Origin of the sequence: Streptomyces sp. BK79 (genome assembly GCF_044142145.1) — a bacterium.
GTDB lineage: Bacteria > Actinomycetota > Actinomycetes > Streptomycetales > Streptomycetaceae > Streptomyces.
Window position 1 is genome coordinate 25830 of the sequence record NZ_JBHVOC010000008.1, and the last position, 11952, is coordinate 37781.

9 protein-coding genes are annotated in these 11952 nt (G+C 72.7%); 5 read left to right on the forward strand and 4 right to left on the reverse strand.

Features of this window, described 5'->3' with window-relative positions; all coding sequences use genetic code 11:
- Nucleotides 1-98: 98 nt before the first annotated feature.
- Nucleotides 99-1001, reverse strand: a complete 903-nt coding sequence (locus tag ACFIF2_RS11765; RefSeq protein WP_395572525.1) for a chitosanase — start codon at nucleotides 999-1001, stop codon at nucleotides 99-101.
- 13 nt (nucleotides 1002-1014) lie between these two features.
- A complete protein-coding gene (locus ACFIF2_RS11770) occupies nucleotides 1015-1944 on the reverse strand; it encodes a rhomboid family intramembrane serine protease (RefSeq protein WP_395572527.1) in 930 nt (309 codons plus the stop codon).
- Between the two features lie 152 nt (nucleotides 1945-2096).
- Between ACFIF2_RS11770 and ACFIF2_RS11775 the strand changes: the two genes are divergently transcribed.
- Complete coding sequence (locus ACFIF2_RS11775; protein ID WP_395572528.1) at nucleotides 2097-2819, forward strand: vWA domain-containing protein; 723 nt, start codon at nucleotides 2097-2099, stop codon at nucleotides 2817-2819.
- A gap of 15 nt (nucleotides 2820-2834) precedes the next feature.
- On the opposite strand, the gene ACFIF2_RS11780 is transcribed toward ACFIF2_RS11775, so the two are convergent.
- Nucleotides 2835-3734, reverse strand: coding sequence for a hypothetical protein (locus ACFIF2_RS11780; protein ID WP_395572529.1), 900 nt, complete (start codon nucleotides 3732-3734; stop codon nucleotides 2835-2837).
- Nucleotides 3735-3839: 105 nt separating this feature from the next.
- Between ACFIF2_RS11780 and ACFIF2_RS11785 the strand changes: the two genes are divergently transcribed.
- The 4 genes from ACFIF2_RS11785 to ACFIF2_RS11800 all read left to right on the forward strand — a co-directional run bounded on the left by ACFIF2_RS11785 (nucleotide 3840) and on the right by ACFIF2_RS11800 (nucleotide 9925).
- Nucleotides 3840-4190 carry a chorismate mutase gene (locus ACFIF2_RS11785; protein WP_395572530.1) on the forward strand — a complete coding sequence of 117 codons (351 nt, stop codon included), beginning with the start codon at nucleotides 3840-3842 and terminating at the stop codon, nucleotides 4188-4190.
- Between the two features lie 133 nt (nucleotides 4191-4323).
- Entirely contained in the window at nucleotides 4324-6819 is a 2496-nt protein-coding gene (pepN, locus tag ACFIF2_RS11790; RefSeq protein ID WP_395572531.1) for an aminopeptidase N, read from the forward strand.
- Nucleotides 6820-7145: 326 nt separating this feature from the next.
- Nucleotides 7146-8516, forward strand: coding sequence for a pyridoxal phosphate-dependent decarboxylase family protein (locus ACFIF2_RS11795; protein WP_395572533.1), 1371 nt, complete (start codon nucleotides 7146-7148; stop codon nucleotides 8514-8516).
- Nucleotides 8513-9925: a lysine N(6)-hydroxylase/L-ornithine N(5)-oxygenase family protein gene (locus ACFIF2_RS11800; RefSeq protein WP_395572534.1), complete on the forward strand. Its 1413-nt coding sequence runs from the start codon at nucleotides 8513-8515 to the stop codon at nucleotides 9923-9925. Before ACFIF2_RS11795 ends, ACFIF2_RS11800 begins: the two co-directional genes overlap by 4 nt.
- Before the next feature lie 22 nt (nucleotides 9926-9947).
- Here ACFIF2_RS11800 and ACFIF2_RS11805 read toward each other — a convergent pair whose 3' ends face one another.
- Nucleotides 9948-11753 carry a bifunctional metallophosphatase/5'-nucleotidase gene (locus tag ACFIF2_RS11805; protein WP_395572535.1) on the reverse strand — a complete coding sequence of 602 codons (1806 nt, stop codon included), beginning with the start codon at nucleotides 11751-11753 and terminating at the stop codon, nucleotides 9948-9950.
- Between the last annotated feature and the right edge of the window lie 199 nt (nucleotides 11754-11952).

Here is an 11952-nt window from a genome sequence, read left to right on the forward strand (position 1 = left end):
GAACAACCGAAGAACGTCCCGTACAAAGGCGTACGGAACACTGATGGCGCCTGCCCCGTCCCCGACCGGACCAAGGGCAGGCGCCGTCGCATGCGCGGCTACGGCAGCCGGTAGGTGTCCCCGTACATCTCCCACACCAGCGGCGTGTCGAGCGCCAGGTTCCCGGCCTGAAGGAACCGGCGCTGCGCGGTGTCGACGCGGGAGGTGTCGATGCCGGGGCGCTTGGCCAGCATGGCCTCGCGGCGGACGTCCAGGAAGGTCTTCAGGTACGCCTTCTCCTCCCCGCCCCGCCCCGGCGTCCTCGCCTTCGCCATGGCCCGCTCACGCAGCCCGTAGAAGCCCTCGGCGTCCGTGTCGGGGCCGTGGAAGACCATCGCGTCGAAGTAGACGAACTGGCCCAGCGTGCCGAGACCGTCCAGCTTGGCCAGGCGCACCGCCGGTTCGAAGTAGACCCGGTCGCGCTCCTCCTCCTGCGCCGCCCGGAACGCCGGCAGCTCGGCCTCCGCCCGCCAGGCGGCCGGGAAGCCGGGGTCCAGGCCCTCGTGCGAGTCGGTGCCGTCCACCTCGCGCAGGGCGGGCAGGTACGCCGCCAGGCCGTTGTCCGGGTGGTCCTCCGTGTAGCGCTCCACCAGGGTCAGCAGGTCGTGCGTGGCCGTGCAGAAGCCGATGATGCCCGCCGTGTAGCCGCACCCGTCGCCGAGGTCCTCGATCGTGCCGTACGAGGTGCGCCACCGGGTCGTCGAGTTCTCGGCGCTGGACACCAGCTGCTGGGCCAGCTCCTTCTTGGCGGGGGCGGCGAGCCCCGGCGGCAGCTCGGCGATCAGCGCGTCGTCCGCCGCCCGCTCCTCCTCCGCCCGGCTCTTGGCGTCCTGGCGGGAGGACTGCGCGGACGTCACGGGTGGCACCACCGGGGCGTCGGCCGAGTCCGACGGCATCACGAAGTACACCCCCGTGGCGATCACGGGAACGGCCGCGAGGAGCAGCACACCGGCACGCTTCATCGGGGAATACCTCTCATAGGGGAAGACCTCCGCCTGTCAGTTCCGAAACCCTGCCCACCGCCGTCACCGTCAGCAGCGCCAGTAGCACCAGGCAGGCGCCCGCCTGCACCGCCGCCCGGCGCCCGTCCCGGGGCGCGTACGCGAACGCCGCGGCCAGCGCGCCGCCCGTCAGCAGCCCGCCCAGGTGCCCCTGCCAGGAGGTGAGCCCGGCGGAGACCACCAGCCACAGCAGCAGGAACACCATGAAACGGTTGACCGCCGCCATGTCCGCGCCCAGCCGCCGGTGCAGGACGTAGTACGCGGCGCCCACACCGAAGACCGCGCCCGACGCGCCGACCACGGGCTGCCCGGGGTCGGCGAGCACCAGCACCAGGACCGAACCGCCGAGCGCCGACATCAGGTACAGGACGGCGAAACGCACCCGGCCGAGCATCAGCTCCACCACCCGCCCCAGCTGCCACAGTGCGGCCATGTTCAGCGCGAGGTGCAGGAACCCGAAGGTCCCCTCGAACGGCGGCAGGTGGAGGAAGGCGCCGGTGAGCATGCGCTCCCACTCGCCCGCGGCCACGCCCTCGGCCCGGAAGGGCCCGAGGTACACGCCCTCGTAGACGTAGTGGCCGCCGTCCGGACCCACCAGCCGCGCGCCGACCATGGCGAACCGGTCCACGACCTCGGGCCGCACCACCTCCGCCAGGTACGCGAGGACGTTGAGCGCGAACAGGACGTACGTCACCACGGGCGTCGAGGAGACCCGGCCGCCGGCGATCGTCCGGGCCCGCCGGACCGACCGCGCCCCCTCCTTCACGCACTCGGGGCACTGGTGGCCCACGGGAGCCTCACGCATGCAGTCCGGGCAGATGTACCGCTCGCAGCGGGTGCAGCGGACGTGGCACTCCACCGCCGGATGGCGGTAGCAGGTCGTGACGGTGGACTCGGAATCCACGGCCGGCTCCTCGGGACGGACGGACGGTGAGCCGGTGGGGACGGCGGCGAACAAAATAGCGAACGCCTGTGGACGAGCTGAGAGGCGGGGTGCGCCGTGCCGTAACCTCGGCAGCCAGATGCCGCAAGTCCAGGGGTGACGGGGGAGTCCGCATGGCCGCGATCAGTCTGACCAAGGTGCGGGAGACGGCTCCCGCGCTGGTCGACCTCTACCGGAGCGCCGGGGTGTCCCTGACGAAGAACGGACTGGACGGGGCCCGCGCGGCGGTCTACCTGGTCGTCGACTACTCCGGCTCCATGAAGCCGTACTACAAGGACGGCAGCGTCCAGGCGCTCGCCGACCGGGTGCTGAGCCTGTCCGCGCACCTCGACGACGACGGCACCGTGCCGGTCGTGTTCTTCTCCACCGACGTCGACGCGGTCACCGAGATCGCGCTCGCCGACCACCGGGGCCGGATCGAGCGGATCGTGGCCGACCTCGGACACATGGGCAGAACCAGCTACCACCTGGCCATGGACGCCGTCATCGACCACTACCTGGACAGCGGCGCCCGCCACCCCGCCCTGGTCGTCTTCCAGACCGACGGCGGCCCGATCAACCGGCTCGCCGCCGAGCGCTACCTGTGCAAGGCGGCGCCGCTGCCGCTGTTCTGGCAGTTCGTCGGCTTCGGCGATCCCGACAGCCGCCAGTTCGACTACCTGCGCCGGCTCGACGACCTGGCGGTGCCCGGCAGACGCGTCGTCGACAACGCCGGGTTCTTCCACGCGGGCCGCGACCCGCGGAAGGTCACCGACGCCGAGCTGTACGACCGGCTGGTGGGCGAGTTCCCCACCTGGCTGGCGGCGGCACGCGCCCAGGGCATCGTGCGGCCCTGACCGGACCGTGGCCGCCTACGTGTCGCACTCCAGCACCGTCCGGCACAGCCCGCACCGCGCCCGGACCCGCCCCCGCACCGGCACCCTGATCCGCTGGTGGCAGGTCGGGCAGGGGAACGACACCCCCAGCGCACCACGCTCCCGGGCGGTGAACGCGTACGGGGCGTCCGCCGCGAGGGCGGGGACGGCGTGCGGGTCCTGGGCGTGGCGGCGGTCCCGGGCGTAGCGGCGGCGGCCCGCCCAGCCGGCCGCGGTCAGCGGCGGCTGCCGCTCGTCCCGGCGGGCCCGCGCCATCCCCTTGCCGTACGCCGTGTACGCCTGCGGACTGGTGAACCACACCGACGGGTCCTCGCCGAACACCAGCGCCCGCTTGGCCAGGACGTAGCCGAACTCCTCCGGCGTCAGGTACCCCAGCTTCTGCGACGACGCCCCGTCCTCCCGGAAGGCGTCCAGCAGCAGCCAGCCGGCCCCCAGGTACGTCGCCGCCGTGTCGGTGAGGATCTCGTTGTCCCGGGTGCCCGGGAACGACAGGCCGAGGCGGTGCAGGTACACGTGCATCACCTCGTGCGCCAGAGCCGCGCCGATGTCCCGGCGATGGGTGCGGAAGCGGTCGTTCAGCTCGATGAAGTACTCGGGACCGGCCGCCAGCTCGACACTCGCCGCGTGCGTCATCTCCCGGAACGAGACGATCATCCGGGCGTCCGGGAGACGGTAGTGGCGCACCAGCTCGTGCGCCACCCGCTGCGCGCCCAGGTACAGGTCGTCGGTGTCGCAGAACGCCACGTCGACCGGGGCCACACTGGCCGAGAAGGTCTGGACGGTGTCGTACGAGAGCCGCTTGTAGAGCGCGGTGACGGCGGCCCGCACCGTCTCCAGGTGCGGGTAACCGTGCTCGACCGGTCCGCCGTTCGCCACGTCCGAACCCCCAAGACGCCATGACCCTCTCCCCACTGTACGAGGAGTTCTCGCGGCCTGAGACGGTGTGCGACGGCCCGGTGCCCGCCCGTAGGGTGACCCACCATGACCACCAGCAACACCGGTACCGGTGCCGCCGACCCCGCCGTCCGCGAGGAGCTGGACCGCCTGCGGGACAGCATCGACAACATCGACGCGGCCGTCGTCCACATGCTCGCCGAGCGCTTCAAGTGCACCCAGCAGGTCGGCCACCTCAAGGCCCGGCACCAGCTGCCGCCCGCCGATCCGGCCCGCGAGGCGAAGCAGATCGCCCGGCTGCGCGCCCTCGCCGAGAGCGCCAAGCTGGACCCGGCGTTCGCCGAGAAGTTCCTGAACTTCATCATCGCCGAGGTGATCCACCACCACGAGCGCATCGCGGAGACCAACGGCACCGTCGCCGACCCCGCCTCCGCCTGAGCCCCACGCGCCCGCGCGCCCCCGCCCGCGGGGGCGCACGCCGAGAGCGCGGTGCCCCGGAACGGGGCCGGACAAACTCCGCGTACCGATCCGCCTCTGTGCCCTGCCCACACCATCAGGCAGCATGGCCTGCATGTCCGTACTGACGCGCGACGAAGCGCAGACCCGTGCCCGGCTCCTCGACGTCCACCACTACGCGATCGACCTCGATCTGACCCGTGGGGACGAGACCTTCGACTCCCGTACCGTCATCCGGTTCACCGTCCGCGAGACGGACAGCACGGACACCTTCGTCGAGGTCAAGCCCGCCGAGCTGCGCAGCGTCACCCTGGACGGACACTCCCTCGACCCGGCCGGCCTGGCCGGCAACCGGCTGGCGCTGAAGGACCTCGCCCCCGGCGAGCACGAGCTGCGCGTCGAGGCGGCCATGCGCTACTCCCGCACCGGCGAGGGCATGCACCGCTTCACCGACCCCACCGACGGCGAGACCTACGTCTACACCCAGCTCTTCCTCGACGACGTCCAGCGCGTCTTCGCCGCCTTCGACCAGCCCGACCTGAAAGCCGTCTTCGATCTCGCCGTCACCGCCCCCCAGGGCTGGACCGTCCTCGCCAACGGCGTCACCGAACACACCGGCGACGGCCACTGGAAGGCCGCGACCACCCCTCTGATCTCCACCTACCTCGTCGCCGTCGCCGCCGGCCCCTGGCACTCGGTGCGCACCGAACACCGCGGCCTGCCCTTCGGCATCCACTGCCGCCGCTCGCTCGCCCCGTACCTGGACGCCGACGCCGACGAACTCCTCGAGGTCACCCGCGACTGCTTCGACCGCTACCACGAGAAGTTCACCGAGCCCTACCCCTTCGACTCCTACGACCAGGCGTTCGTCCCCGAGTTCAACGCCGGCGCCATGGAGAACCCGGGCCTGGTCACCTTCCGCGACGAGTTCGTCTTCCGGTCCGCCGTCACCGACACCGAGCGGCAGACCCGCGCCATGGTCATCGCCCACGAGATGGCCCACATGTGGTTCGGCGACCTCGTCACCCTCCGCTGGTGGGACGACATCTGGCTGAACGAGTCCTTCGCCGAGTACATGGGCTACCAGACCACCGCCGAGGCGACCCGGTTCACCGACACCTGGACCGACTTCGGCGTCACCCGCAAACCCTGGGGCTACGACGCCGACCAGCGCCCCTCCACCCACCCCGTCGCCCCCGAGAACGTCGAGGACACCGCCTCGGCCCTGCTCAACTTCGACGGCATCTCCTACGCCAAGGGCGCCTCCGCCCTGCGCCAGCTCGTCGCCTGGCTCGGCGAGAAGGACTTCCTCGCCGGCATCAACACCCACATCGACCGGCACAAGTTCGCCAACGCCACCCTCGCCGACTTCATCGACTCCCTCGCCGCCGCCACCGACCGCGACGTCCACGCCTGGGCCGACGCCTGGCTGCGCACCACCGGCGTCGACACCCTCACCCCGCGCGTCACCGGCGAGAACGGCACCCGCGCCCTCACCGTCGACCGCACCGGCACCCGCCCCCACCGCGTCGCAGCCGGTCTCTACGACCAGGACCTCACCGACGAGGGCCGCCTCACCCTGCGCGAGCGCCTCGACCTCGACGTCCCCCAGTCCGAGCCCCGGCCCATCGGCAAGCGCCCCGCCCTCGTCGTCCTCAACGACGGCGACCTGAGCTACGCCAAGGTCCGCTTCGACGCCGAGTCCTTCCAGGCCCTGCGCACCGGCCTGTCCGGCCTGCCCGACCCGCTCACCCGCGCGGTCGTCTGGAACGCCCTCCGCGACGCCGTCCGCGACGGCGAACTCCCCGCCGGCGCCTACCTGGACATCGCCCGCGCCCACCTCCCGTACGAGACCGACCTCGCCCTCGTCGACGGCGTCCTCGCCTTCGCCGCCGTCCAGGTCGCCGACCGCTACGTCACCCCCGAGCAGCGGCCCGCCGCCCTCGCCACCCTCACCGACCTGTGCCGCGACCTCATCCGCCGCACCGAGGACGGCGACCACCCCGGGCTGCGCCTGATCGCCGTACGCCACCGCATCGCCACCGCCGCCCACCCCGACACCATCGCCGCCTGGCTCGCCGACGGCACCGTCCCCGGCGGCCCGGAACTCGACCCCGAGCTGCGCTGGCGCATCCTCACCCGCCTCTCCGTCCTCGGCGCCGCCGACGAGGCCGCCATCGCCGCCGAACTCGCGAACGACCCCAGCGCCACCGGCCAGGAGGGCGCCGCCCGCTGCCGCGCCGCGCTGCCCGACACCGAGGCCAAGAGCCGCGCCTGGGAGGCCATGTTCGCCGGCGACGACCTCTCCAACTACCTGTTCACCGCCACCGCCCAGGGGTTCTGGCAGCCCGAACAGGCCGACCTCGTACGGGACTACGTACCGCGCTACTACGCCGAAGCCGTCGCCGTCGCCGCCCGGCGCGGCCCCGCCATCGCCGAGGCGGCCGGCCGCTGGGCCTTCCCCGTCCACGCCGTCGACGCCGACAACCTGCGCCTGGGCCAGGAGTGCCTGACCGACGCCGCCCCGATCCCCGCGCTGCGCCGCAAACTCGCCGACCAGCTCGACGACCTGGCCCGCGCCCTGCGGGTGCGGGAGGCGGACACCCGCTGATTCCGCGGATTCCCGGGCCGGCCGGTTCCCCGTTCCTTCGGGTCCGGCCGGCCTTCGGGGTCCGGTCGCCTTCGGGGACCGGCCGACCCTCGGGGTCCGATCGGTCTTCGCGGACCGGCCGACCCTCGGGATCCGGTCGGCCTTCGGGGTCCGGCCGACCCCCTGGGGGTCCGCCGCGCACATACCCCTTTCGGGTGTGATCGATGGGCTGTCCGGGCGAACGCGCGCCTCCGCGTCCAAGCTGGAAGCCGCCGCCCGGCACCCGGCCGCCGCCCCTCGCCGAGGCGCCGCGTGCCGCCCCGACGATCGCGCCCGGAGGACCGCCCATGGGCCTGCCGCCCCTCGCCTCGGGCCCGCACGGCCCCGAGAACCTCCGGCCCCTGCTCGACACCGTCCTCGACGCCCTGCGCACCGGAACCGCCGCCCGCGGGGGACCGCTGCCCGCCGGCGGCCCCGACGCCGTCACCGCCCGGACGGCGGCCGCGGCCGGCGAGATCCTCCCCGACCGGGGCGACCCGGAAGCGCTCCACACCCTGGTCGCCGCGCTCGCCGAGGGCGCCGCCGACCCCGCCCACCCCCGGTGCGCCGCCCACCTGCACGGCCCGCCGCTCGCCGTCGCCACCGCCGCCGACCTCGCCGCCGGCGCCCTCAACCCGTCCCTCGACTCCTGGGACCAGGCACCCGCCGCCTCCGCGCTGGAAACCCTCGTCACCCGAGCCCTGGCCCGAGAGGCCGGCGCCGCCGACGCCCTCGTCACCACCGGCGGCACCGAGTCCAACCAGCTCGCCGTGCTGCTCGCCCGCGAGACGCACGGCGCGGGACTGCGCCTCGTCCACGGCGCGAACGCCCACCACTCGGTGCCCCGCGCCGCCTGGCTGCTGGGACTGCCCGACCCCGTCACCGTCCCCGCACCGGCCGGCACCCTGGACCCCGCCGCCCTCGACGAGGCCCTCGCCCGCGTCCCCGGTCCGCACCTCGTCGTCGCCACCGCCGGCACCACCGACACCGGCCGCATCGACCCGCTGCCCGAGATCGCCGCCCGCTGCGCCGCCCACGGCGCCCGCCTCCACGTGGACGCCGCCTACGGCGGGGGCCTGCTCCTCAGCGACCGGCACCGCGCGAAACTGGCGGGGCTGGAGGCCGCCCACACCGTCGCCCTCGACCTGCACAAGCTCGGCTGGCAGCCCATCGCCGCCGGCCTCCTCACCGTCAAGGACCCCGGCGACCTCGCCGCCCTCCACCACCGCGCCGACTACCTCAACGCCGACGACGACACCGACGCCGGACTCCCCGACCTCCTCGGCCGCTCCCCGCGCACCAGCCGCCGCCCCGACATCCTCAAGATCGCCGTCACCCTGAAGACCCTCGGCCGGACCGGACTGGGCGACCTCGTCGACGCGGTCTGCGCCCTCGCCCGGGACTTCGCCGCCCTCGTCGAGGAGCATCCCGGCTTCACCCTGCACGCACCGCCCACCATCAGCACGGTCCTGTTCCGGCCCGCGCACGCCACCGACGACGCCGTCGCCGCCGTACGCCGCGCCCTGCTCACCGGCGGGAGCGCCGTCCTCGGCCGTGCCCGCGCCGACGGCCGGCTCTGGCTCAAGGCGACCCTCCTCAACCCCCACACCCGGCCCGCCGACCTGGCCGCCCTCCTGACCCTCGTCGAAGCCACCCTGGAAGGACACACCCCCCGATGAACGCCGCCCCCGACCCCGCGCCCGACGCCCCCCGCGACCTCGTCGGCATCGGCATCGGCCCCTTCAACCTCTCCCTCGCCGCGCTCGCCGACCCCCTGACCGGCCTCGCCGCCGTCTTCTACGACCAGCGCCCCGCCTTCCACTGGCACCCCGGCCTGCTCATCGACGGCGCCCGCGTCCAGGTGCCCTTCCTCGCCGACCTGGTCACCCTCGCCGACCCGGCCAGCCCCTGGACCTTCCTCAACCACCTCAGGGCACGCGAACGCCTCTTCCCCTTCTACTTCGCCGAACGCTTCCACATCCAGCGCGCCGAGTACGACGCCTACTGCCGCTGGGTCGCCGAGGGCCTGCCCTCCCTCCGCTTCCACCACCAGGTCGACGCCGTCCGCTGGAACCCCGAACGCGCCCTCTTCGAGGTCGACTACACCCAGCTCGACCCCGGCGGAGAGGCCGAGGCCCTCGGCCGCACGTACACCCGCAACGTCGTCCTCGGCGTCGGCACCGAACCCCACGTCCCCGACCCGCTCAGGCCCCTCGTCGACGCCCCCGGCGTCCCCGTCGTCCACGCCGCCGACTACCTCGACCACCGCGACACACTGCTCGCCGCCGGACACGTCACCGTCATCGGCACCGGCCAGTCCGGCGCCGAGATCTTCCTCGACCTGCTCCGCCACCGCCCCGCCGGCCGCGAGCAGCTCCACTGGCTCGGCCGCACCGAGGCCTTCGCGCCCATGGAGTACTCCAAACTCGGCCTGGAGCACTTCACCCCCGACTACACCCGCTACTTCCACGCCCTCGCCGAACCGGTCCGCGACCGCCTCGTCGCCGGGCAGTGGCAACTGCACAAGGGCATCGACGCCGACACCACCGCCGCCATCCACGACGAGCTCTACCGCCGCACCCTCGACGGCGGCTGGCCCGACACCGTCCTCACCCCCGGCGTCCACGTCCGCACGGCCGGCCGCATCGCCACCACCCAGGTCGAACTGCACCTGGAACACGCCCAGCAGAAGACCCGCTCCCGCCTCACCACCGACGCCGTCGTCCTCGCCACCGGCTACCGCGAACGCCCCCTCGACCGCGTCCTGGCCGGTCTCGACCCCTACATGCGGCGCGACAGCCACGAACGCCCCCGCGTCGACGACCGCTTCCGCCTCGTCCTCGACCCCTCCGTCACCGGCAAGGTCTACGTCCAGAACGCCGAGACGCACACCCACGGGGTCGGCGCGCCCGACCTCGGCCTCGCCGCCTGGCGCAGCGCGACCATCCTCAACGACCTGACGGGACGGGAGCCGTACCCGCTCCCGCGCCGCACCGCCTTCACCACCTTCGGCCTTCAGGACGGCCGGCCCCAGATCCCCTCCGCGCGCGAGAACCGCACGCTCACCCCGCTGGTGGAGGGAATCTGAGGCCACGGCCCTCGGCGCGGGCTCAGAACACCGGAGTGCCCTCGCGCGTCAGCGACCAGTCCACGGACGCGAAGTCCCGCGGGTCCAGCACGCCCTTCGCCGTCACCCACTCGGCGATCCGCGTGCGGATCTCCGTCGACTCCGACCACAGCTCCTTGGCCGACGCCACGTGCGGGAAGGCGCCGCCGCCGTTGGCCCGGTAGTTGTTCACCGCCAGCACGAAGCGCGCGTCGTCGGCCAGCGGGGCACCGCCGTGCGCGAGGTTCCTGATCCGCGAACCGGGCGCCCGCGCGATGTCGATCTCGTACGTCAGCCCCGACACGTAGTCGTAGTTGTAGTCCGGCCGGCCGTTCGCGTTCGTCAGCTTCGCCACGTCCACCGGCGCACCGGCCGCCGTCCGCACGTAGTACTCCGCCGAGTACTCCAGGTACGCCCGCAGCTGGGCACCCGTCATCAGCTTGGCCACCAGCGTGTTGTCGTACACGTACAGGCTCGACAGATCCCGGATCGTCACGTCCCCGGCCGGGATCTCGGAGGTCCGCGAGAACGGCGACGCCTGCGCCAGCACGGGCAGCGAGGCGTACTCCGTACCGGCCAGCGCCTCCCTGACCACGTCCTCCTGCACCCTGGTGATCAGGTCGATGATCGGGGCGTCCTTGTACCGGGCCTCCACCGTCGTCAGCGTCTCGGTGGCGGTGCCGACGACCTGGTTGACGTACGCCACGACCTTCGCGTGCTCGTCCGACAGCAGCCGGGTGATCCGCGGGTCGTCGGCGACCGTGTTGGTGTTGCGCAGGGACGCCCTGACCGACTCGACCTGCCAGCGCCCCCGCTCGAATACCAGCTCGAAGTCGAACAGGGTCAGCCGCTCGGCGTAGCACAGCGGCTCCGACAGCACGACGGTCCTCCCGGTCTCCTCGTTGACGACCTTCAGCTCCGCGATCTCCTGGTGCGCGTGCCCCACGAGGATCGCGTCGATCCCCGGCACCAACCTCGCCACATCGGCCGCCGCGTTCTCCACGTACGGAAGCTGGTCACCGTAGGACGACGTGCCGGACGACCCGGAGTGCGCCGAGACGACCACCACGTCCGCGCCCATCGAACGCAGCTTCGGCACCCACTTGGCCGCCTGCTCCTCAAGACCCGGGAAGGCGAGCTTCCCCTGCACGTACGCCTTGTCCCAGATCGCGATGCCCGGATTGGTCAGCCCCAGCACCGCCACCTTCACCGGCGGCGCGCCCTTCACCCGGAACGTCTTCATGAAGTACGGCGGGAAGGCGGGCTTCAGGGTCTTCGCGTCGACCGCGTTCGCCCCGAGCAGCGGGAAGTCGCACTGCTCCTCGAACCTGCGCAGCGTCTCGATGCCGTAGTTGAACTCGTGATTGCCGAGCGCCACGGCGTCGTACCCGATCGCGTTCATCGCCTGCGCCATCGGGTGCACCGGACCGCCCTCGGCGGTGATCGGGTCCACCTTCGCGTAGTAGTACGTCAGCGGGGTGCCCTGGATGGTGTCGCCCGCGTCCAGCAGCAGGGTGTTGTGGCGGCCCTTCTCCTCGCGGACCTGGTCGATCAGCGTGGAGACGCGGGCCAGGCCCTGCGCGTTGCCCGCCGTGTCCGTGTACTCGGCGTCCTTGAAGTAGTCCCAGTTGAAGACGTGTCCGTGCAGGTCGGTGGTGCCCAGCACGGTCAGCGCGTACCGCTTCGGCTTCCGGCGGCCCCGGGGAGCGGGGGCCGCCTCGGCCGCCGGAGCCGCCGCCGCGCCGACCAGCGCCACCCCCGCCCCCGTCACGGCTGACCTGCTCAGGAACTTCCGGCGGTTCAACGGCATGGCTGACTCCCCTTGGCGACACGTCATCGGCAACGCGCGTAGATTCCTTCGTGATCACGGCACGTGTCAACAGGCGATCGCTCATATGCCCGAAAGGCGAGATAAGAACCGCGCGAAATGCTCATCGGAGCGGACCATCGCACAATTCAACACTTGTCAATAACCTTTCATCCAACGGTGGTTGGGTAGTCATGCGCGG